Origin of the sequence: Streptomyces sp. SID5464, from assembly GCF_009862985.1 — a bacterium.
Lineage (GTDB): Bacteria > Actinomycetota > Actinomycetes > Streptomycetales > Streptomycetaceae > Streptomyces > Streptomyces chartreusis_D.
On the sequence record NZ_WWIQ01000047.1, the window covers coordinates 1 to 21,844 of the forward strand.

At 68.8% G+C, this 21,844-nt stretch carries 20 protein-coding genes and 3 pseudogenes; 13 read left to right on the forward strand and 10 right to left on the reverse strand.

Translation table 11 applies throughout. The features are described 5' to 3' along the window. Positions 1-197: 197 nt before the first annotated feature. Positions 198-528 (reverse strand): annotated as a pseudogene (locus tag GTY47_RS22560) (alcohol dehydrogenase catalytic domain-containing protein); the annotation flags it as partial. A gap of 71 nt (positions 529-599) precedes the next feature. Between GTY47_RS22560 and GTY47_RS22565 the strand changes: the two are divergent. The 4 genes from GTY47_RS22565 (at position 600) to GTY47_RS22580 (ending at position 7,544) form a co-directional block, all read left to right on the forward strand. Next, positions 600-1,127 (forward strand): hypothetical protein, encoded by a 528-nt coding sequence (locus GTY47_RS22565; protein WP_010047152.1) that lies wholly within the window; start codon positions 600-602, stop codon positions 1,125-1,127. A gap of 740 nt (positions 1,128-1,867) precedes the next feature. After that, positions 1,868-5,656, forward strand: a complete 3,789-nt coding sequence (locus GTY47_RS22570; protein ID WP_158688458.1) for a tetratricopeptide repeat protein — start codon at positions 1,868-1,870, stop codon at positions 5,654-5,656. Between the two features lie 719 nt (positions 5,657-6,375). Next, complete coding sequence (locus GTY47_RS22575; RefSeq protein ID WP_010047155.1) at positions 6,376-7,272, forward strand: aminoglycoside phosphotransferase family protein; 897 nt, start codon at positions 6,376-6,378, stop codon at positions 7,270-7,272. Next, positions 7,269-7,544, forward strand: coding sequence for a hypothetical protein (locus tag GTY47_RS22580; RefSeq protein ID WP_158688459.1), 276 nt, complete (start codon positions 7,269-7,271; stop codon positions 7,542-7,544). Before GTY47_RS22575 ends, GTY47_RS22580 begins: the two co-directional genes overlap by 4 nt. Positions 7,545-7,609: 65 nt before the next feature. On the opposite strand, the gene GTY47_RS22585 is transcribed toward GTY47_RS22580, so the two are convergent. Next, positions 7,610-8,215: a dihydrofolate reductase family protein gene (locus GTY47_RS22585; protein WP_010047159.1), complete on the reverse strand. Its 606-nt coding sequence runs from the start codon at positions 8,213-8,215 to the stop codon at positions 7,610-7,612. A gap of 712 nt (positions 8,216-8,927) precedes the next feature. Between GTY47_RS22585 and GTY47_RS22590 the strand changes: the two genes are divergently transcribed. Both GTY47_RS22590 and GTY47_RS40350 read left to right on the forward strand, forming a co-directional pair. Continuing rightward, positions 8,928-10,220, forward strand: coding sequence for a PHB depolymerase family esterase (locus GTY47_RS22590; RefSeq protein ID WP_102514953.1), 1,293 nt, complete (start codon positions 8,928-8,930; stop codon positions 10,218-10,220). A gap of 914 nt (positions 10,221-11,134) precedes the next feature. Further along, positions 11,135-11,737: a thermonuclease family protein gene (locus tag GTY47_RS40350; RefSeq protein WP_010047163.1), complete on the forward strand. Its 603-nt coding sequence runs from the start codon at positions 11,135-11,137 to the stop codon at positions 11,735-11,737. Positions 11,738-12,636: 899 nt separating this feature from the next. On the opposite strand, the gene GTY47_RS22600 is transcribed toward GTY47_RS40350, so the two are convergent. After that, on the reverse strand, positions 12,637-13,482 hold the full coding sequence (locus GTY47_RS22600) for an NAD(P)H-binding protein (protein ID WP_010047171.1): 846 nt from the start codon (positions 13,480-13,482) through the stop codon (positions 12,637-12,639). A gap of 147 nt (positions 13,483-13,629) precedes the next feature. On the opposite strand from GTY47_RS22600, the gene GTY47_RS22605 reads away from it, so the two are divergent. Further along, positions 13,630-14,022 carry a helix-turn-helix domain-containing protein gene (locus GTY47_RS22605; protein ID WP_010047173.1) on the forward strand — a complete coding sequence of 131 codons (393 nt, stop codon included), beginning with the start codon at positions 13,630-13,632 and terminating at the stop codon, positions 14,020-14,022. 262 nt (positions 14,023-14,284) lie between these two features. Here GTY47_RS22605 and GTY47_RS40355 read toward each other — a convergent pair whose 3' ends face one another. Both GTY47_RS40355 and GTY47_RS41145 read right to left on the reverse strand, forming a co-directional pair. Further along, entirely contained in the window at positions 14,285-14,557 is a 273-nt protein-coding gene (locus tag GTY47_RS40355) for a hypothetical protein (protein WP_029181682.1), read from the reverse strand. Positions 14,558-14,722: 165 nt separating this feature from the next. Further along, complete coding sequence (locus tag GTY47_RS41145; protein WP_197709802.1) at positions 14,723-14,920, reverse strand: NmrA family NAD(P)-binding protein; 198 nt, start codon at positions 14,918-14,920, stop codon at positions 14,723-14,725. On the opposite strand from GTY47_RS41145, the pseudogene GTY47_RS41150 reads away from it, so the two are divergent. Beyond that, a pseudogene (locus tag GTY47_RS41150) lies at positions 14,919-15,038 on the forward strand (winged helix-turn-helix transcriptional regulator); the annotation flags it as partial. The gene GTY47_RS41145 and the pseudogene GTY47_RS41150 overlap by 2 nt on opposite strands. A gap of 65 nt (positions 15,039-15,103) precedes the next feature. On the opposite strand, the gene GTY47_RS22620 reads toward GTY47_RS41150, so the two are convergent. After that, a complete protein-coding gene (locus GTY47_RS22620; protein WP_010047177.1) occupies positions 15,104-15,985 on the reverse strand; it encodes a radical SAM protein in 882 nt (293 codons plus the stop codon). Between the two features lie 283 nt (positions 15,986-16,268). Between GTY47_RS22620 and GTY47_RS22625 the strand changes: the two genes are divergently transcribed. The 4 genes from GTY47_RS22625 (at position 16,269) to GTY47_RS22640 (ending at position 18,415) form a co-directional block, all read left to right on the forward strand. Beyond that, complete coding sequence (locus tag GTY47_RS22625; protein ID WP_010047179.1) at positions 16,269-16,649, forward strand: VOC family protein; 381 nt, start codon at positions 16,269-16,271, stop codon at positions 16,647-16,649. Positions 16,650-16,697: 48 nt separating this feature from the next. Further along, on the forward strand, positions 16,698-17,480 hold the full coding sequence (locus tag GTY47_RS22630; RefSeq protein ID WP_010047180.1) for an MBL fold metallo-hydrolase: 783 nt from the start codon (positions 16,698-16,700) through the stop codon (positions 17,478-17,480). Positions 17,481-17,515: 35 nt separating this feature from the next. Beyond that, entirely contained in the window at positions 17,516-17,911 is a 396-nt protein-coding gene (locus tag GTY47_RS22635) for a nuclear transport factor 2 family protein (RefSeq protein ID WP_010047182.1), read from the forward strand. Between the two features lie 78 nt (positions 17,912-17,989). Then, the gene (locus tag GTY47_RS22640; RefSeq protein WP_010047183.1) at positions 17,990-18,415 is read left to right on the forward strand and encodes a PPOX class F420-dependent oxidoreductase; all 426 of its coding nucleotides are present in this window, start codon (positions 17,990-17,992) and stop codon (positions 18,413-18,415) included. 87 nt (positions 18,416-18,502) lie between these two features. Here the strand turns inward: GTY47_RS22640 and GTY47_RS22645 are convergent, their stop codons facing one another. Next, positions 18,503-19,018, reverse strand: a complete 516-nt coding sequence (locus tag GTY47_RS22645) for a MarR family transcriptional regulator (RefSeq protein WP_010047185.1) — start codon at positions 19,016-19,018, stop codon at positions 18,503-18,505. A gap of 284 nt (positions 19,019-19,302) precedes the next feature. Here GTY47_RS22645 and GTY47_RS22650 point away from each other — a divergent pair, with 284 nt between their 5' ends. Continuing rightward, complete coding sequence (locus GTY47_RS22650) at positions 19,303-19,506, forward strand: hypothetical protein (RefSeq protein ID WP_158688460.1); 204 nt, start codon at positions 19,303-19,305, stop codon at positions 19,504-19,506. Between the two features lie 17 nt (positions 19,507-19,523). Here the strand turns inward: GTY47_RS22650 and GTY47_RS22655 are convergent, their stop codons facing one another. The 3 genes and pseudogenes from GTY47_RS22655 to GTY47_RS41155 form a co-directional block, all read right to left on the reverse strand. Continuing rightward, positions 19,524-19,982 (reverse strand): MarR family winged helix-turn-helix transcriptional regulator, encoded by a 459-nt coding sequence (locus tag GTY47_RS22655; protein WP_010047191.1) that lies wholly within the window; start codon positions 19,980-19,982, stop codon positions 19,524-19,526. Between the two features lie 346 nt (positions 19,983-20,328). Continuing rightward, positions 20,329-20,465 (reverse strand): annotated as a pseudogene (locus GTY47_RS40360) (IS5/IS1182 family transposase); the annotation flags it as partial. Between the two features lie 63 nt (positions 20,466-20,528). Further along, positions 20,529-21,215 carry a hypothetical protein gene (locus GTY47_RS41155; RefSeq protein ID WP_010047193.1) on the reverse strand — a complete coding sequence of 229 codons (687 nt, stop codon included), beginning with the start codon at positions 21,213-21,215 and terminating at the stop codon, positions 20,529-20,531. Between the last annotated feature and the right edge of the window lie 629 nt (positions 21,216-21,844).

Consider the following 21,844-nt stretch of genomic DNA (forward strand, 5'->3'; position numbering starts at 1 on the left):
CACTTCCCTGCGACCTGATCCAAACGACAGGCCCTAGTCGCAGTCGCGCGGCATGCCGCCTACCTGCCCGAGGAGATCCGTGAGCGGCTCGGCCTGCGGGCCGCCCCGCGGGCGACCACCCTCGGCCGGGTCCTGGCCCGCCTCGACGGTGACACCGTCGACGCCGCGATCGGTGCCTGGCTCGCCCCGTACTGGGGGAGCGCGTGCGCGATCTTGACGCCCACGTGGCCGAGACCGCCCAGGCCGATCACGGCGACCTTCTTGCCGGGGCCCGCGCCCCACGCTTGAGCGGGAGTATGTGGTGATGCCAGCGCACAGCAGCGGCGCGGCGATGTCCAGGGCCAGTCCGTCGGGGATGCGGACGACGTAGTTCTCGTCGACGACGACGTGCGTGGCGTAGCCGCCGTTGGTGGGCTCGCCGTCACGGCCGATGGCGTTGTACGTGCCGACCATGGGGCCGCCGGTGCAGTGCTGCCCCAGGCCGGCCTTGCAGTTGTCGCACTCGCGGCAGGAGTCGACTGTGCAGCCGGCTCGTCGCTGTCGCAGCTGCCAGGCCCCGGGATACACTGCTCCGCTCCACCTGACTGGAGGTCATCTGAGTGTTCCGCGCACGGGTACTTGCCGGTGCTCCGTTGGCTCTGGTGATTCTCGCCCTATCCGGCTGCTCTTCTCCCTGGGGCTGCACCGACACGACGGCGGAGCGCGGTGAGGCCGGTGTCAGGGTGCAGGTCGAGGACACGTCTGGGCGGCCTCTCGGCGTCACCGCCGAGGTCGTTGACTGGCGCCTTGAGCCCCACCCGCAGGTGCCCTCCGAGGGTGACCAGGTCCACTTCCACTACCGCTTCGACGGCGCTGACGAGACATCCGGCCCTGCAGTGGACGCCTGCGCGGTCGACAAGGAACGCGTGGCGCTGGGATGTCAGACGGTCTATTCGTCGGAGGCGTTCGGGCCGGACGGCGACCTCACAGGCGACGTCTGGCTCGCCGTAGAGCACCCTGAGCAGGTTGCCGGAGTGCTATTGATCCCCAATGACCAGTCCTACGACGGACGAACCTGCGAGCAGGACATCAAGGACGGTGGCGGGCCGCACCCTCCGGAACCAGCCGGCATGGGGGACCAGCTGTAACAACGGCCGACCCACTGAGGTGGATCATTTACCTGGGCCGGCGCGGTGGCGTCCACGCCAAGGCCGGTGACTGTGCCCGCCTGCCACCAGGGCCGAACGCCCTCGCCCGATCATCCTCGTCGTGTTCTCGGTGGCAACCGACGTGCCGCTCGTACCGGCCATGTGTCCTCGGAGCGCGCATGCCGCCCTTCACACCGAGTTGGGCAGGTCCGTGCTGGGAGCGCTACCTTCACATGGACCACGGCTTGGGAACGGGGGCTACGGGTGACGATGTCCAGCAGGGCCAGGGCATGGAGGTGGGGCTCGGTGCTCCTGTGCGCGGGCGTGTGCGTCGCCTTGCTGGTGGCTGCTCTCGGTGACCTGGGCACCGCCGATCGGGTGGCCAGTGTCGTGGGCGCGGTGCTGAGCGCGGTCGGTCTGGCGGTATCCCTCGTTCAGCTCTTCCGGGCAGGCGGCCCTGGGGCCACTGCGGCGGCAGGCGCGCGGTCGGTTCAGGCGGGCGGCAGCATCGGTCGGGCGGTCACCGGCGACCGTAACCGGCTGTCCGGCAACGCTCCGTCCCCGCCCGGCTCCGGCACTGCGGCCGCGTCGAGTACGTCGGGGCCACCGGGTGAGCGAGGCGTGTCGGCTGCCGGATCGATCGGTGAGGCGGTCACCGGCGACGACAACACGCAGTCATGAGGTGGTGGAGGCGACGGGATCCCCGCACCGGCCCTCACGGCCTTCCAGACGGGGATGCGGTGAACGACACGGCGGAGACCGGAGCCGAAGGTGAGCCTGCCGCCCCGGGCAACGGCACAGCCACTGCTGTTCAGTTGGGGCCACGGGCAGCCTATGCCGGCGGGGATCAGCACCTGGTCGTGACCGGTGACCGGAACCGGATCACCATCAACGGGGCGGTGCCACGCTCGTATCGACCGCGGGTACCCCGGTCCACGTACGAGTTGGAGGTCCGGGCCCTGGAGGCTGCCGGGTTCGAGGGACGCGAGGCGGAACTGGAGGCGATGGCACGATTCGCCACCGGCGGGACCCCGTCCGCCATGGGGTATTGGCGATGGCTGGCCCCGGCCTGGGCCGGAAAGACCGTGCTCATGGCCAGGTTCTACCTTCACCCACCGGCTGGGGTCGATGTGCTGGGCTTCTTCATCACCTCCCGTATGGCCGGACGTGCCGACCGTACGGCCTTCCTGGCGGCACTACAGCGTCAGTTGCAGGCCTATCTTCAGGACGCCGACTTGGACTGTGGCGGCTACGACGGGTTTCAGGACGCTCTCCAACTGGCCGCTGCCCAGGCCCGAGCCGCCAAGCGCCACCTCGTCCTGCTGGTTGACGGATTGGACGAGGACACCGGTGTCACCTCGGGCAGCTCCGGCTACAGCATCGCGGCGCTGCTGCCACGCACCCCGCCACCCGGACTGCGCATCATCGTCGCGGGCCGGCCGAGTCCACCCGTACCCGGAGACGTGCCCGACGGACACCCGTTGCGGGCAACGTCAATCGATCACGCCCTGGCCGCCTCGCCGGCTGCCCGCGCAGTCCGGCGAGACGCCGAACGCAACCTCGACGCCCTCATCACCGGCGGCGGCTTGCCGCAGGACCTCGTCGGCATGATCGCCGCCAGTGGCGGCGGCCTGAGCGCCGTAGACCTTGCGCGACTGACCGGCCAGACCACCCGCCGCATCGAACTACAGCTGGGCGGTGCCGTGGGCAGGGTCTTCCAGGATCGTCCCGCTCAGTGGGCCGTGGCCCCTGACGGCCGACCGGTCCGGCTGTACTCCTTCGCCCATCAGGAACTGCTCACCGGCGCGAGGAACCTTCTGGACCGCGCCGATCTGAACCGTTGTCTTGATCGCATCCACGCCTATGTCGATGAAGCGCGACGGCAGAAGTGGCCGCCCACGACCGCGGAGTTCTCTCTGATCTCCTATCCGCGCATGCTCCTCGAACAGCGTGACACCGTCCGCTTGAGCGAGCTGGGTACCGACTCGGACCGCCAGGAACGGCTCTGGAAGACCACCGGTACGGACACCGAGGCGCTCACTGAGATCAGGGACGCCCTGAGCCTGCACCGTGCTGAGCCTGAGCCGGATCTCCGCGCTTGCGTGCGCCTCGCATGGCACAAGAAGCGCCTGCAGGAGAAGGCGGCCGCGACCTCCCAGGAGGTCGTCCTCGCGTGGGCTGCTCTCGGATTCGTCTCCAAAGCCGTAGCGCTGGCCGGCTTGTGTGGAGATCAGTGGCGCGTCGGCGAGGTGTTCGAAGGCATTCTGCGTTCAGAACACGGTGTACGGCACATCGACTTGATCCTGGCAGCCGCCGGCGAACTGCCGGGTGCGGAACTCCAGGCAAGAGCACGAGCAGCCTGCGTCGGAGCCCTTACGCGGGTGGGCCGGCTCGAGGAGGCCCTGGACGTTGCTCACTCCCTCACCGACCTCGTCACGCAAGTGTCGGCGCTCGTCAGCATCGCCGGCGAACTGACGGATGCGGGACGGGGCGAAGAAGCCGTCGTCATCTGTCGTGAGGCCCTGGAGGTGGCCGGTCCCATCACAGCCGACGGTCCGCAGGTGTCCGCCCTGAGCGCGTTCGCACGGGCGTTGGCCCGAGCAGGTCGTATTCCAGAGCTCCTCGAGGTGGCCCGCTCCGACATCGCCACCTCGCATGCGTCCATGCTGGGTGCGGTAGCAGGGGCGCTGGCGAGCGCAGGCAGGCTCGAGGAAGCCTTCGCGGTGGCGCGGTCCCACGCCGCCGCCTTCCAAGCGTGTGCGCTGGCCTCCATCGCGGAGGCGCTGGCTCGTGCCGGCCGTGCCGAGCAGGCGCTGATCGCGCTTGAGCGGGCGAGGGGCGTGGCCCCGGGGACCGGCACTTTCGCCTGGGAGCAGACTGCGCCGCCGGCGGTTGCCGAAGTACTGGCCGGCGCCGGCCGGGGAACCGAGGCCCTCCGGGTGGCCCACTACATCACCGATCCCGGCCCACGAGCGTCGGCACTGGCTACGGTGGCAGCCGCGCTCGCCCGCAGGGGACAGCCCGAGCAAGCCAGGAGCGCTCTTCACCAGGCCGAGGAGACGGTCCGCACCATCACCTCCCCCGGTGCCCAAGCCGTCGCGCTCGGTTCAATCGCCCCGGCGATGACGGCTGCCGGCCGGACCGAAGAGGCCCTCAGGGTGGCCCACTCCGTCCCCGATCCCGGCCCACGAGCATCGGCACTGGCGACGGTCGCAGCCGCGCTCGCCCGCACCGGACAGCCCGACCAAGCCAGGAGCGCTCTTCACCAGGCCGAGGAGACGGTCCGCACCATCACCCAGCCGGAAAGGCGAGTCTCCCAGGTCGTTGCCGTCGCCCGTGTGCTGACGGACGCCGACCGAGCCGAGGATGCCGTCGATGTCCTTCGTGAAGCAGTGGAGACAGCCCGCTCGATCACCTACCCGCCCTCACAGGGGTCCGCACTGACGAACATCGCCGGAGCGATCGCCCGCGCCGACCGGGTCGAAGAAGCCCTCGCGGTGGCTCAATCCGTGACGGATCGGGTCTCGAAAGCGTCCGCACTGGCCGTGATCACGAACGAGATCGCAAGAACCGGGCAACTGGAAGAGGCCCTGAACCTGGCTCGCTCCATCACCGATCCATCCATCCTGCCGACCGCGCTGGGTGAGGTCGCGCGGGCCATGGCCCGCGCCGGCCGAGCCGAAGAAGGCATGGAGGTGGCCAGAGCCATCACCTCCCCCGAAACACGCGTGCGCGTGCTGTCCGCGATCGCAGGAGTGATGGCCCACTCGGGCCGGGCGGACCAAGCACTGGCTGTTTTTCACGAGGCGGAGGAGGAGACCCGCTCCATCACCAACTCCACCCGGCGAGTTTTGGCACTCAGTGAAGTAGCGGAAGAACTGGCCCATGCCGGGCAGGCCGAGCGGGCCGCGAGTGTCCTGCACCGGGCCGAGCAGGTGGTCTACGCCACCGACTCCGTCGAACGGCACACCATGGTGGGCGCGCTCGCTGAAGCGATGGCCCTCGCCGGCCGGGCTGAAGAGGCCCTTGCGCTGGCGACGTCCATCACCGACCCCGGGCTTCGCGCCTATCAGATAGCCCTGGTGGCCATGTACTTGGCGCCCATCAAGGGGGAAGAGGCCGTGCGAGCGGCCCGCTCCGTCTCCGACCCTTCCCTGCAGCCGACCGCGTTGGGTGCGGTGGCCGAGTCGTTTGCCCAAGCCGGGCGCCCCGAGGACGCCCTGCGGGTGGGCCGCACCATCCCCGACCCAGCCACACGAGCGTCGCTCGAGGCTACGGCCGCGAAGGCGCTGGCCCGTGCCGGGGAGGCCGAGGATGCCCTGCGGGTGGCCCGCTCGATCACCGACCCTGCCTTGCGAGCGTCCGCACTGGGCGCGGTCGCGGAGGCAAAGGGAAGCACGGCAGAGGGCCGGTCACTGCTTGCCGAAGCGCTCGGAGACGGTGATGTCGTCGAGCTTGTGCCCACATTCCCAGCGGTAGCGCCGGAAGCGTTGGATGAAACGGTGCGGTTCCTGCGTGTGACGCCCTGACACTCGCACACCGCGCGGTGCCAAGGCCCGAGCACTTGGACTTCACGGAGACCAGCCCCCGGGGGACACGGTGCTGTTCCAGGGTTCGGGCTGCGTCTCGCTGAGGAGGCGGTGTCTCGCTGAGAACGCAGCACCACTGCACGAACCCGGCGCGAGCGACGTGATCGGCTACGTCGACACGCCGGGCGGGGCACCGAGGAGCGCAAGCTCACCGACGGTCGGGGCGCCGACGTGGTCGTAGAGGTCCGCGCACGGGCACGATCACGCAGTGCCGTACTCCAGCCTTTCGGGCCCGTGAGGTCTGGGAGGCGGCACGTGCTCTGGACCGTCTGCTCGGCTGCCTCCTCCCCTCCGGGCGCGGTCTGCGCCGACAACTCCATGGCGACTCGACGATCCCTCCGCCTGTTGGTGTACGAGGTGCGGGGCCTTGACCTGCGGTGTCTGATGAAGGGACAGCGGTAGGGCATCGGCCGTGAGGCCGGCACGCGGCAATCCCTCAGACCCCCTTGGTGCGCTGGCAGGGGTGGGAGTGGCGGTCATGGCACTCGCGATCTGGACCGGTCTCGTGTCGTTCGAGCTGGTCACCTCTCCGAACTTTGGAGCCGTTCCGTCACAAAAGCCTCTGAGCTGCAGCTCTCTCAAACCGAATTGGTGATGCAGGAGAAATCACAGCGCGATGCTCAGCCGCTCCGCTTGCCGCGTCAGTACTGTGACTTCGCATGACCGACACCGAGATCGAGATCACCGCAGACCTGGTTCGCGACCTGCTGCAGGAGCAACATCCGGACCTTGCGGGGCTGGCCATCCGCGAGGTTGCAGGCGGCTGGGGCAACCAAATGTGGCGCCTCGGGGAGGAGTTGGCGGTGCGCATGCAGCGCATGGATCCCACACCGGAGCTCCAGCTCAAGGAGCGGCGGTGGCTGCCCGTGCTGGCCCCGTGCCTTCCGCTCCCGGTGCCGACCCCGGTGCGGTTCGGCGAACCGTCCGAGCGCTTCCCCAAGCACTGGACCGTGATGACGTGGGTTCCCGGCGAGCCGCTGGACCACGGCTCGATCAGCCGCGGCGACCACGCGGCCGACACGCTGGCGGGCTTCCTCCGGGCGCTCCACGTGGAGGCGCCCGCCGAGGCACCGACCGGCTCGGACTTCGGCGCTCATCCCAAGAAGTGCACCGACGGCTTCGAGAACTTCTTCCAGGCAGTTGCCCCCGACGACCTCGCTGCCGACACCCGGGCCGTGTGGGACGATGCCGTCGCGGCCCCCGAGTGGGATGGTCCGCCGGTATGGGTGCATGGCGACCTCCATCCCGCGAACGTCGTCGTCTCGGACGGAACGCTCTCGGGCATCGTCGACTTCGGTGCCATGTGCGCCGGCGACCCGGCCTGGGACCTCGCCGCCGCATGGGTACTGCTACCCGCGGGCTCGGCCGCACGATTCTTCGACACCTACGCGCAGGCAGACGAGGCGACGATCCGGCGCGCCCGCGGGCTGGCCGCGATGAAGAGCCTCTTCCTGATGCTCATGGGGCAGAACGGAGATCGGGGTCTTCCCGGCGGCAAGCCGAACTGGGGCCCTGTAGGCCGGGCGGCACTTGATCGTGTTCTGAGGGGCGTTTGACGCGCGCTTCTTCCAAGGTCATCGGCCGTGTGCTGCCCGTGGCCCTGATCGTGCTGGCGGTGCTTCTCCTCGGCGCCGATGGCGCCGGTACGCGGTCGCGGACCCGGCGGACGATGCTGGGCCAGGAGGCCAGCGAGCTCGGGGCTGACGAGCGCTCGATGCGGGCGCCGGTGTGGCGCAGGAACTCCACCGTTGTCCAGGCCCAGGAGGCGCGGTGCTCGGCGAGGTCGAAGTGCAGGAGCGTCCTCGGCCCGAGCGGAACTGCTCGATGAAACGGCCGGCAGTGCGGATGCCCGGGCCGAGCCCGGACGCCTGGGCGGCCTTCGCCCGGTGCGCGCTAGTAGCTGTCGTAGCTGGGCTTACCGTTCGGCCGGTAGACGCCGACGATGGTGCCGCCCTTCGTCGTCGAGACGCTGACCGGCTCCAGCGCAGTGGGGATCGCTCCGTCGGCGAACAGCCGCTTGCCGGTGCCGATGATCACCGGATGGATGGTCAGCCGGTACTCGTCGACGAGGCCGTGCTGCATGAGGGTCTGGGCGAGGTCGCCGCTGCCGACGACGTTGATGTTGCCGCCGTCGGACGCCTTCAGCTCGCGTACGGCATCGACGATGTCGCCCTCCAGCAGCGTGGAGTTCCGCCACTCGACGGACGTCAGCGTCCGAGACGCCACGTACTTGTGCATGCTGTTCATCCGATCGGTGAACGGGTTGTCGGGATCGGCGGTCGGCCAGTACGACGCGAAGATCTCGTACGTCTTGCGGCCGAGCAGCATCGCGTCGGAGTGCTCGTACCAGCCGGCGATGGCCGTGCCGACCTCCTCGTCGGCCACCGGTTTCTGCCAGCCGCCGTACTCGAAGCCGCTCTCAGCGTCCTCGTCCGGACCGCCCGGCGCCTGCATGACGCCGTCCAGCGTGAGGAACGTGCAAACGATGATCTTGCGCATGGTGCGCTCCCTTCGTCGACGAATAGACCGCGCGACCGCCGGAAACTCATCGGCGGCGCTTCCGCGTCTGCAGCACCAGGGGGTGTCGTCTGGATCAACCCAGCTGTGAGGTGCGGTACCTCTGGGCCGATCCGCGGGAGGTCTGGGGCGTGGGTATCCACGGGGGCACCGCGTAGGTGGAGGTGCCGAGGACGACGGAGATGCCGCGCTCGTGGGTGACGTCGAGCTCGAGGCGACCGTTTTACGGTTCCCAGGTAGCCCAGAACGACTCGTCGACGCGGGAGCCGCTCGCCCTGGAGGAGAGGTGGGTCCCGCCCGCCGGCGCCCCTGGCGGGCGGTTGCGGGGTGGCGTACGTCGTCACATGGCTGGTAGCCCCTGGCCGAAGTGTCGAAGCGCTTCACCTCACAACTCAAGTTAGTGAGGATCCTCTGGCTAATCAAGAGGAATGAAGGCAAGGCAGCCTTGCTTCCCGCAGGCATTGACACCACATCTAGGGCGATGGGAGCGTCGAAGCGCTTCACCATCTGGTGTCGCTTCCTCCTCTTGAGGATTTTCGTACGCCGTTGACCACAGCAACCACCGTGCCTGCCACTCCGGTTCGCCAGGCCGACCGCGAGCATCGCCCCCGCCGCGCCGGATTCCAGAAAGGACAGCGTCGTGTCCCGGAAGCCCAGGAAGAGAAGCGTCAGAGATTTCCTCGTGGCCCTGCTGATGGCGATCTCGCCGCTGATCGCGGCGTTCGGCCTGACCGGCGCCTCGGCCACCACCGCGTCGGCCGCGTCGCTGACCGAGGTGACCAACTTCGGCAGCAACCCCGGAAACCTGCGGATGTACGTCTACAAGCCCGACAGCGCTCCGGCACGCCCGGCGGTGCTGGTGGCAGTGCACTACTGCACCGGCACAGGGCCCACCTTCTACTCCAACACGGAGTTCGCCCGCCTGGCCGACCAGTACGGGTTCGTCGTCGTCTACCCGGACGCGAACGTCAGCGGGCAGTGCTTCGACGTCTCCTCGCCCCAGGCGCTCAAGCATGACGGGGGCAGCGATCCCACGAGCATCGCCCAGATGGTCCGGTACACCCTGCAGAACATGAACGCCGACGCCAACCGGGTCTACGTCACCGGCGCCTCGTCCGGCGCGATGACGACCAATGTCCTGCTCGGCGACTACCCCGACCTGTTCAAGGCCGGTGCGGCGTTCATGGGCGTGCCGTTCGGCTGCTTCGCCACCAGCGACGGCTCCGGCTGGAACACCGACTGCGCCACCGGCAAGATCACCAAGACCCCGCAGGAGTGGGGCGACCTCGTCCGGGGCGCCTACCCGGGGTACACCGGCCCCCGGCCGCGGATGCAGCTGTGGCACGGTACCGAGGACGAGGCGCTGTACTACGCGAACTTCGGTGAAGAGATCAAGCAGTGGACCAATGTGCTCGGGGTGAGCCAGACCCCGGTCTTCACCGACTCCCCGCAGTCGGGCTGGACCCGCACCCGCTACGGCTCCGCCGGCACCCAGGCACCGGTCGAGGCGAACAGCTTCCAGGGTGTCGGGCACAGCCTGCCCGCCAGCGGTATGGCGGCCCGGGCCATCGCCTTCTTCGGACTCGACGGCTCCGGCGGGACCACCACAGGTCCGATCCGCGCCGCCGGTTCGGGCAAGTGCCTGGACGTGCCCGGCTCTTCGCAGACCAACGGCACCCAGACGCAGATCTGGGACTGCAACAGCGGCGCGAACCAGACCTGGACCAGAACGTCGGCCAAACAGCTCACTGTCTACGGCGGTGCGAAGTGCCTCGACGCGGCCGGCACCGCGGCCGGCGCCAAAGTCGTGCTGTGGGACTGTAACGGCGGCACCAACCAGCAATGGAACCTCAATTCCAACGGCACCATCACCGGTGTGCAGTCGGGCCTGTGCCTGGATGTGACCGGTGCCTCCACCGCCAGCGGCGCTACCGTCGGACTGTGGGACTGCAACGGCGGCAGCAACCAGCAGTGGGGCCTCGGCTGACACCACCGGCCAGGACGGAGAGGGCTTCTCGAAACCACACTCGGTTTCGAGAAGCCCCTTCCGCTCGCGCGGACGCGGACCTGGTCCTCACCTCGCTGGAGTCGCACCTCCGGCGCTTGATCGCCTCCGTCGTCGAACTTCCGTGGGAGATCCGGTCGACCGATTCGCAGTTCCCGTGCAAGAACGGGATCGCGTCCCAGGATCCGTCGTTCTTCGGGCCCGTCGCTGCCGACGTTCGAGGGCTTCACCGATCGCTGGGTCCACACCGCTCGGGCGTGGGCACTGCCCGGGCGGTGGACGGCCACGCAGGGTCCCGAGCGTGAGCAAAGGGATCAGCGCCCACACGACACTTCCCACGGACTCGTCCTCCCGACCGGGGTGTCGGCGCCGCTCATCCGTGCCACAACCTCAGGCCAACTCCGAGTGTGCTCGAAATTCTGTGCCTGGTCCCTGGTACGGCTCCGTCATCGGGCAGGCACCCCATGGGCCATCGGAGGGCGGCTGGGCAAGGCCAGTGCTGTACTGGTAGGGCACAATTTCCTCCCTTGGAGGGCGCCATGTGCCCTTCTCCGCCGCCGGACCCGAACTCCTGGCGTGACCAACCCCGGCGATCCCGCCCGGGCGGGCCGCGTCGTCCCAGAGGGCCCCAGCACCTCAAGCATCCCTGGATCACCGCAATCCTGGTGATCTTCGGTCTCCTCTTGGGCCTAGGCGGCGTCGGCGCACTGCTTGATGAGGGCCAGGAGCGCACCTCTGGCACGACTGCGCCGGCACAGACCTCCACGACTCAGCCGTCCGACAACCCCCGACACGACTCGCCAGCGGGTACGACGAAGCCGCCTGCCGAGCCCTCCGACGGCCTCGCGGACACCCCCACCACGGAGCCGAACCCGCCCTCGACAGCTCCGCCGGGCGTGGTGGTGCTCCGCATCATCGACGGTGACACCCTCGAGGTGCGCGGCGACGGCCGGATCCTGCCGAAGGACGCCGTGGCCCGGGTGCGGCTTCTGGAGATCGACACCCCGGAGCGCGGTGCCTGTTTCGCCGACGACGCCACCGCTCGCACGACCACGCTCCTGCCGCCGGGCAGCCGTATCCGCGCCGAACGCGACGTCGAACTCACCGACCGCTATGACCGGTACCTGCTGTACGTATGGAACGAGCAGGGCACCTTCGTGAACGAGTCCCTCGTCCGCAGCGGTCACGCGGAGGCTGTCCTCTACCCGCCCAACGACAAGTACTGGACCAAGATCTCTGACGCCGAGGACGCCGCCCAGCAGGCCGGAGCCGGCCTGTGGACCGCATGCCCCGAGCAGCCGGAGACCCCCATCGCTCCCCCGGGCTCGCCTGACCCGCCTGCCCCGGACACCCCGACACACCCAGATCTCCCCGACGGACCTCCCGCTGGTGTCCCCGATGTGGACTGCTCGGACCTGTCAGGCCCTGTCTGGGTCGGCCCCGACGACCCTCACCGCCTTGACCGGGACGGTGACGGCATCGGCTGTGACGCCAACTGACCCGCTGACAGACCACGGTAGGAATAGCGCACGCTGCGAATACCGCCCATGCACCGGTTGGACGGGGTGTGAAGGCGGCAGAGTACGGGGCGTGGGTGCGGGCCAGGGTCTCCGCTTCACTCAAACCGCAACAGCACACCAGTTGCGGCTGGACGGCACCTACCAACCGGCGGCGAGGGGTTGGCGGAAATGCACATGGCGCGGGAAACGACCGAGGGCGATCGTCGGCGCGGTCACCGGCGCTCTGGCTTCTCCCCGGAGTCTGCTGCTCAGCAGGTACGACGACGGTGGGCGACTGCAGTACACCGACCGCACCACCACCCTCACCCAGAAGGCCGGCCGCACGGTCGCCGGCCCCCTCGCCCCGGCCGGGCCCTGACACCCCTGGACGGGCTGGTCGTTCTCCGCCGGATGGGGCACCAGGGAGACGCTGGACGTCACGCTCCGGCGTCCCGAGTTCGTGGTGGAGGTCGGCGTCGACGTCGACCGTGGCGCCGCCGGCCGGTGGCGCCACGCGGCGCACCCTGCACCGCTCCAGCACCGACCTCTCCCCCACGGAGGTGCCCCTCCTGACACCGCCGTCACCGTGATGGCGACGCAGCGCGGCGGCCCCGCCGGCGCGCAACCCCGGCGGGGCGGCGCCCCGATCCCCGGGCCGCGCCTGCGCCGCCCATCGCCCCTCAACTGCCAGCACGGACGGGCGCAGCGGCCGCAACGGGATGTGAGCTCGGATCGCGGATTCGAGGCGCTGCGCCAGCAGGTACCGGCGTGCATTCGCTGCCGACCAGATACCGCGCTCGGCATCTTCGACCGGCTCTGAGGTGAGCGAACGGTGTGGGTGCGGTCGGCGGTGCGGCGTGATTGATCGTTCAGGGATGCCTTGGCCGGAGACGCAGGGTCTATCGGAAGGCGGCGATGTGGCGTAGGGCCCAGTCGGCGAAGGTGCGGGGCGCGCGGCCGAGGAGCCGCTCGACATCGGGGCTGATGCGCTGCTCGGCGGGGGTGGGCTCACCGAGGATGGACAGTGTGGTCTCGACCACGGGCTCGGGCATAAACCGCAGCATCTGCGCGTGGGCCTCCTCACGGGTCTGCTCGATGAACCGGACCGGTTCGCCGAGTGCGTTGGCAATCGCCGCGGCCCGCTGGCGGGGCGTACTGAGGGCGGGCCCGGTCAGCTCGTATGTCTGTCCGGCGTGGCCGTCCTCCCGCAGGGCTGCGGCGGCGACCTCGGCGATGTCGTCCGGGTCGATGGTCGGCAGGCCGATGTCGGCGAACGGCGCGGCGGCGGTCCTTCGGGCGCGGACCGTCTCGGCCCAGGCGTACGCGTTCGAGTTGAAGCCTGCGGGTCGCAGGATCGTCCAGTCCATGCCTGACTGCTTGACGGCGTCCTCGATGGACCGTCCCAGGTCCCCGTGAGAGGCCGATTGCGGTCGGGTCGCGACTCCTTGGGAGGACAGCAGGACCACCCGCCCGACGCCGCCGGCCTTGGCGACCTCGAGGATGTGCTGTGGACTCAGCAGGTGCGCACTGGCGCCACCGCTTTGCAGGAACAGCGCGTCGGCTCCAGCGAAAACGGGCCGAAGGCTCTCAGGATCGACCAGGTCCGCCTGCGTGTACTGGATGCTCTCCGGCACGTGCGCATCCGAGATCCTCCGGGACGTCGCGGTGACCTGCGCACCGGCAATCGCGAGGGCCTGCACGAGCGATCGGCCGACGTTACCGGTCGCACCCGTCACTACGAACATGAACAACTCCCGTGTCAATTCAGCATGGTTGTCGCCGCCCGAGCGGGCGGGACCGCCGCGGAGAGCTGCTCTCCGGGCGACACGGGGACGCTAACACCGCCGATATAGTAGGTACCTATAGGAAAGTGACTATCCTGAGGGGTGTGCATGGCCAACGATGCCGACTGGGTGTCAGCCGCCACGACCGAGCCGGAACTCGCCTGTCCGACCAGTGCGGTCGTGGACATCGTGTTCAGCCGGTGGACCACGCCGATCCTGTGGACCCTCAACATGCATGGTCGGCAACGGTTCGTGGAGCTGGAGCGACGGATCGGCACGATCACACCGAAGGTACTGACCCAACGGCTGCGGCAACTGGAACGCGACGGCATGGTCGTGCGTACGTACCACCCGGAGGTCCCTCCTCGGGTCGAGTACGAGATCAGCGAGCTGGGCCGCAGCCTGGCCCCGCTCTTCGCGCACCTCGCCGAATGGGCTGCCGGCAACCTGGACAAGGTCGAGCAGGCCCGGCACGACTACGACACCGCTCCACCCCGGTAGCGCGTCAGTGAGAGGGCTGGATCCTTGCCCGACCTCCGGCTGCCTGGCTGCGACAGCGCCTGACCCGCCTCGGGGATGGTGCGGCGAAGGCCAGGAGCCTTGGCGAACTCGGCGGGAGCTGACTGCGGTTGTGGTCAGAGGCCGATGTCGGCCAGCCACTGGCTCGTGGTCCGGGGGGACTCCCAGCAGCTTCTGGGCGGAGGTCTCCGGCGCGATCGAGCGGCCGGGCATGGCGCTCATCGCCTGGTAGGCGCCTGCGATGTCAGCGGCGGCGCTCGCCCTGGTACTGGCCGACAAAGACCACGCCGGTGACGTCCGTGCGGTCGAGCAGGGCGACGACGGCGTCGGCGCTGTCCAGGTGGGAGGCCCAGGAGACGGGGACATCGGCCCGGATCGGGTAGGGCAGTACGCCGCGCTCGCGGACCGAGCCGATGACGCGCGGAATGAGCAGGTTCTCGAGGTAGAGCTCGGGCGCGATGACCCGCGTGGGACACGCCGCTGTCGGCCAGGCCGGCGGCCAGGGTCGCGGCGGCACCGCCGATGGCGGGATCGCTGGGGAAGCCGCTGGTGGAGAACATGACGCGGTCCGGCCGGGCCTCGCGAACGGCGGTGAGGATCTTGTGCGCGTGAGTCTGGCGGTCCTCCTGCGAGGCCACCGGCAGGTGGATGAAGACTCCCTCGGCGCCTCGGTATGCGTCGGTCAGGTCGGCGGCGGAGTATCCGGCGGCCAGGACGCGCTGCGCGCGTGCACGACGGTGTCGGGGTTCCGGGTCAGGGCGGTCACGGGCCTGCCCGCGGCGGCGAGAGCGGCGGCGACGGGAGTGCCCTGGGCGCCGGTGGCGCCAGGTGTCGCCCGGTTCCTCACGCTGCTCAACGGACCGTGGGCCACTTTGATCATGGGCGAGCTGCTCCACGGCCCTCACCGGTTCAACAAGTTGCGCGAGGCCCTGCCCGGCATCAGCCCGCACACCCTGACCGGTCGGCTGCGTCAACACGAGCGGCACGGCATCGTCACCCGTACGACCTACGCCGAGATCCCGCCGCGCGTCGAGTACGCGCTGACTCCTCTGGCGAGGGCTGGTCACGCTGAGGATGCGAGCCTTGCCCGCAGGGCGTCATTGTCGTCGTGGTGGACGACCTCTTCGAAGCGCAGTCGCAGTCCGTGCTTGTCCAGCAGCTCCGCCACGATCGCGTCGAGCTGTTCGCGGTGCTCCTTGGTCCGCGCCTGGAGGTACGCCTCGCGGACGTCTTCGGGCTCGTCGGCAAGGACCTGGTCCATGCGCTCACGGATGTAGCGCTTGAGGTTGATGTGCTCCATGAACACCTCACCGACTCCCGCCTCGACGAGCTGCCCGAAGAGGTCGTCCACAAGCTCGGGCTGGGTGGCGAAGTGGGGCAGGAGCGGGCCGACAAAGGCGTAGGTGCGGACACCGGCCTCGTTGAGTTGGGCCAGGGTGCGCAGGCGGCGGGAGGCGAGCGGGGCGCGGACCTCCAGCCAGCGGCTGACCTTGTCGTCGCTGGTGGTCACCGTCATGCCGACCTCAGCGCGCGGCAGACCGGCAAGTATGTCGATGTCCCGGGTGACGACGGGCGACTTGGTCAGGATGCGCACCAGGCCCGGGTACCCGACCGCTTGCAGTTCGCGCAGGATGCCGCGGGTGAGCCGGTATTTCGTCTCGTGGCCCTGGTAGGGGTCGGTGACCGAGCTGAGCAGCATCGTGCCCCGCCGCTTGTCCTGCGGCATCTTCGCCAGCTCTGTGCGGGCGAGCTCGACCGCGTTCTTCTTCACGTACAGGTAGTCGCCCCACTCCTTGACGGACCGGCCGAACTGCCGCCCCGCGAAGGAGGCGAAGCAGTACGCGCAGCCCAGCACGCACCCCGTGTAGGGGTTGATGACGTAGTCGTTCGACGGGGTCTTCGACTTCTGGATCAGAGTCTTCGCCTCGATCTCGACCGGTTGCATGGCCGACTTCCTTCCTGCTGTTGACCGTCCGCCTCCACGGCGGACGGGCTCTTGTGCTGTCCATGGGCGGCCGGCGGGACGCCGCCGAACCCACATCCTGGAACAATAATCCTAGGAAGTTGATTCCATGGAACATAAATGGTTGGCTGGGTGGCAGCTCGAGGCTCGCGGTCACGACTCCCGGGTCGGCTCGCGGAGTCGACGCCGGAAACCCGCCGTCACCCATCGATTCCAATCCGCCTCAAAGTGTTTCTGCGCCCTACGGGGGTGAGGAGTGAGTGTCATGACCGTTCCCGCCGTCAGCTCGGTCGCCTGGTTCGAGATCGGCACCGACCAGCCCGAGAAGGTCAAGGAGTTCTACGGCGAGCTCTTCGACTGGAAGTACGTCCTCAACACCAACACCCCGGGCGTCACCTACTACTCGGTGATGACACCGGGCGCCCAGCACCCGACCGGCGGAGTCTGGGACTCGGAAGGCCGCTTCCCCGACTACGCGGTCTTCTACGTCGTCGTCCAGGACGTCGCCGCGACCGTCGCCCACGCCGAACGACTGGGCGCTGAGGTGCTCATGGCGCCGGTCTCCGACTCCGCGGGCTTCACCTTCGCCCGGCTGCGGGACACGGCGGGCAACCACTTCGGTGTGTTCTCCGCGCCTGCCCCCTGACCGGTTCTGCAGGGCCGCGTCCCGCCCGTACTCCGCCTGGAGGTTCCGATGCCCGGCGCCAGCGCCACCAGCGAACAGATCCCCGTCCGTGTCCACGGCGGACCAACCGCCGTGATCGAGTACGGCGGGCTCATGTTCGTCACCGACCCCACCTTCGACCCGCCCGGTGAGTACCCCATGCCGCTCCCGGGCGACCACAGGCTCGTCAAGACCGCCCCTACCGCCGTCACCGCCGCCGACCTGGGCCGCGTCGATGCCGTTCTGCTCTCCCACGACGAGCACGACGACAACCTCGACCACGCCGGCCGCGCCTGTCTGTCAGAAGTCCCTGTCGTGTTCACCACGGTCAGCGGCTCCGGTCGCCTGGGCGGCAATGCTCGCGGGCTGGACGTCTGGGAGACCGCCGAGCTCAAGCGGCCCGATGCCGGCACCGTGACCGTCACCGGCGTGCCCGCCCGGCACGGCCCGGTCGGCTGTGAACCGATCACCGGCGACGTCATCGGCTTCATGCTCACCTCCGACGACCTGCCCCCGGTCTACGTCAGCGGCGACAACGCCGCCCTGGAGCACGTCAAGGAGATCGCCGAACGGTTCGCCCCGGTAGACACGGCGATCCTTTTCCTCGGCGGCGCCCGCATGCCCTTCGCCTTCGACGGCGCCCTGCTCACCCTCGACAGCGCCCAGGGCGCCCAGGCCGCGAAGACGCTCGGCGCCCGCCGGGTCGTCCCCGCCCACTTCGACAGCTGGGCCCACTTCACCGAAGGCCGAAAAGAGATCGAAACCGCGTTCGCCGACGCCGGCCTGGCCGGATGCCTCGACTTCGCCCGCTAGCAGCCGTGCCCGCACAACACTCTGGAGAACACACCATGACCAGCACGAACATCGACATTGCCGGCACCTACTTCCAGGCCGTGCAGACCGGCGACATGGCCACCCTCGGCGAACTCCTCGACGAGGCAATCGTCTGGCACCAGCCCGGTGCCAACCAGTTCTCCGGCGAGCACAAGGGGCAGGGCGCCGTCTTCCAGATGCTCGGCGGCATGATGGAGGCCAGCCGGGGCACCTTCGCCATCGACAAGATCCACTCTCTGATGGGCAACGGCGACCTGGTAGCCGCCACCATCCATTTCACCGGCCGCCGCGGCGACACGTCCCTGGCCATGGACGGCGTGGATCTCCTGCGCATCCAGAACGGCAAGATCACCGAGATGTGGCTCTTCTCCGGCGACCAGAACGCCGAGGACGCCTTCTGGGACCGCTGAACCCCACTTCGTCATGCCCGGCGGCCAGCCCGGCCGCCGGGCATGACGAACGGTCCCCACCAGAGTGAGAGGCATCGCATGCGGAAGATGACTGACGAGCAGTGGCGGGCGTTCGTCACGCACGGCACCCGCACCGGCAAGCTGTCGACCGTCCGGGCCGACGGCAGCCCGCACGTCACACCGGTCTGGTTCCTTCTCGACGGCGACGACATCGTGCTCACCACCGAAAAGGACGGCGTCAAGGGCCGCAACCTCGCCCGCGACGGGCGCTTCGCCCTCTGCATCGACGACGACCATCCCCCATACGCGTTCGTCATCCTCCAAGGACACGCCGAGACCTCCGCGCACCCCGACGAGATGCTGCACTGGGGCGGCCTCCTCGGCGCCCGCTACATGGGCAAAGACCGCACCCAGGAGTACGCCGCCCGCAATGGCGGCCCCGGCAACCTCCTCGTCCGTGCCCACATCGACAAAGTCATCGCCTTCAACGGCATCGCCGACTGAACGGCAATGGGCGGCTGGTGCGGGACAGGCGAGCATTGTCGTCTGCATCGCACCAGCCGCCCATTGGCGTGCCCGAGACGCCCCGGCTCACGAGGCCGACCGGCCGGGCTGCTTCGGCGCCCGCATCGCCGGAACCGGCTGCTGCCCCGCGGCCTTGCGCTCCGCGTCCAGAGCACGTCCGGCCGCCCGCAGCGTACTGAGGACCGCGGTCACCTCGCGTACCGACTCCTCGGGGATCACCGACCCGATCCGCAGTTCCAGCTCCTCCTCGAAGACCTTCAGCGCCCCGTCCACCAGCTTCCGCCCCTCAGGGGTGAGCTCGACGATCGAGGAACGGCGGTCGTTCGGATTGGCCTTCCGACCACACAGCCCCGCCGCCTCCAGACGGTCGACGACCTTGCTCGTGCCGCCCACCGTGATCGAGAACTCCTCCGCGATGTCCTGGATCCGCCGCCCAGGCCACCTCAACAGCAGGTGCAGCACCTCGAACGAGGTCAGCGCCAGGTCGTACTCCGCCCGCAACCGCTCCTCGATGCCGCCCCACAACTCGATCTCCAGCGAGACCAGCTCCCGGTACAGCAGCTTCAGGTCAGCGTCAGCCATTACTCATCTTCCAAAGAATTATCTTCCATAGACAGTTAATTGTAGGTCACCGCTATCGGGACTCTCCACGAATGCCGGGTGTACGTACCGACGTGGACGGGATGAAGCCAAGATCTCAGCCGGTCGTCGGTGGCAAGGGCCTGTGCTATGGGCCGAGCGTGGCCCGTCGAGCGCGGGTGTCACGAGGTCGCCTCCTGGGTGGTGCGGTAACGGTGATGCTGGGCGGCGATGTCGCGGTGGCGCAGGCGTGCGGCCAGCGGTGGCGGGGTGAGGGGCGAGTCTGCTTGGTGTTCCAGCGTCGCGGCCTGTGCGAGTCCGCCGTTGCCACCGTGCTCAACAAGCAGGACAAGAAGAAGCTCGTCCTCGCCCCCGCCCGCGCCGCGCGAACCTGGTTGGCCATGCACCGGCACCGCTGGCACACCCGCCACCAGATCCTGGCCCGAACCAGCCACTACCAAGCCCGAGCTGCACGGACTCACTCACCGTGAAACCACCGGCCGTCACACTAGTGGTGCCAAGCTCGCCCGCCCGTGTTGTGGATGAACCGCTGCAACACCTTGAGGGTGGTCAGGTACTCCTCGTCGGAGATACCCGCATGCCGTTCCGCCCAGAGCTCGTCCTGAAGGGCCGCGGCCTTGTCGTAGAACGCCCTGCCCTCAGCCGTGAGGCCCAGGCGCCCCTCGGCATCCTCGGTGATCCAGCCCTGGGCGATGATCGTATCGATCTCCGACTCCATGGTTTCCGGGCCGACGTCGAGGTAGTTCCGAAGGAGGCGGGACACTTCGTCACGGGTCTTCACGTTGTCGGCGCTTGCCACCTGCGCGAGGACCCACCACTGCGGTTGGGTGGTGCCGATCCCGGCGAGGGCGGCCCGGGTGCGGGCGATGACAGCCTTGTAGGCCGCCCAACTCCAGTAGCCGATGGGCTGCTTGATCAGGTCGGTGTCGCTGTGCGAGTACTCCATGGCCAGGATCCCTGTCGTTGTCTGAGTCGGTCCGACGAGATCGACCGTAGAAACTCAACTGGACTTGAGGTCAAGGGTGTACCGGTCGAGTCGTCCGAGAAGGCCTAGTTGCTACTCACTCACCGCGAGACCACCGGCTGTAGTACCAGCCGCCCTGCTGGCCCGCTCAACAGCGACCTGTGTCCATGCCGGCAAGCCCGAATGCCCGTGCCCAAGGAGACGCCGGTAATGCCCTGCAAGGGCGGCTCCGGGCCTTCGAACGGCGCATCACTGCCCTAGGGGTCTGAGCCAAAGGCAGCTCAGGGCCCACGCAGGCTCTGTGACGGGGCCGGTGACGGCTTGCCGAGCAACCGCTCACCAGCACGTCGACGATCGCCGCGAACAGCGTCTCATCAGGCGTGTCCTGCGTCCCGCCCCCTGCGGACGCATCGTCGGTGGAAGGATCAACGGCTTCGCGATCTCCCACAGTCCGTCCGGAACGATCCAACTCCATCTTCTACGCCCCGTACCGGCGTCAACGACCGCCTCACCACGAAGGACACACTCTTACTCCCCTGGACCCGCAACCGTGAAAGGTCCCACAGCGGAGGCGACACACGCGGAGATGTCCGTTTCCACGCCCGCCGCCAAGCCCTCCTCACAGAGACGGCCTCCCCTCTCGCGCAGGTCCAGGTAGAAGCGCGTGAACTTGCCGTCCTGCCTGAGGCCGTGGATGCGTTCGTCGATGTAACCAAGGTCGTTCAGGACCTTCCTGACCTTTGCAGGGGTGGGCTCCGAAACCGCCTGCAGCGCCTGGCCGATGCGCTGTTCGTGCTGGACGCTCATGCACCGGTCTCGGTCGTTCAGTTCCGCCTCGGGGCCCGTGGGGGCGCCAGGCTCGATCGGGACAGCCGGAGGGGTCTCGCCGGGGGCGAGGCTCTCCCTCCCCTCCTTCCCCGAGCCGGTTGGCCTCTTGTGAGACGGGCCTGACTCGGTCTCGGTCTGGGTCTCGGACTCGCTCTCAAGACACGGCTGCGCAACCTTGTGCAGCATCGCCATGAACCCCGCCTGCTCAGGCTCCGACGATGTGGCACTCTCAGCGGCGCTGACGCTGCTGGCCGGCTTGCTCTCAGACCCACCGTCACTCGGGCTCTCGCTCCCACAGCCGGCAAGCACCAAGGTCGCGAGCGCGGTTGCCGTCAGGGCACGTCGGGGGCGGACAAGTGGGCTGATGGAAGCGGAGATCCGTGTCATGGGCGCAGTCTCCGGCCGGCGTCGCGCGCCCCGCATGAGTGTGCGTACTCATATACACAATCACTCACGGAACGTGGCTGTGAGATCTTCCTACGCCTCATCCGCCTCACCACGTAGGACACGGCCTCAGACAGGTCAGCCCCTGGGCGCTGGTAATGCGCCTGCTTGACGCTCCTGGTTCAGTTCAGGCTCGCTGTCGCCATCCGTTCGGACCTGCCTCGGAAACAGCGCCCTGCGATGCGGCAGCCAGTGATCCGGAGCACGCCACGCCTGCGGTCCTGTCACTTCGAACAGCCTCCGCAGCTGTACGGTAACGGGTGGTCGACCGTGCCGTACCTGAGGTCCAGCCGTCCGGAAATGCGCGCACCCGTCAGCTTCAGGCCTGCGATCCCACCGTCGCGCGCCGGCCCGCCGACCAGCAGCGCCCGCAGGTGATCTCCATCAGCGGGATGCTGGCGCCCGCCTGATCACGCTGACAACTCGGCACCGGTAACACGCCCTTCCAGCGGTGCGTTGCCAGCCCGACCGGTGTTCAGAGGCGGGTACAGGTGTGAACGCGGATCTGCTACCTCGGCGGCGTTCTCTCCGGACGGCCGCCTCCTCTCCACCGTCGGCGACGACACGACCGT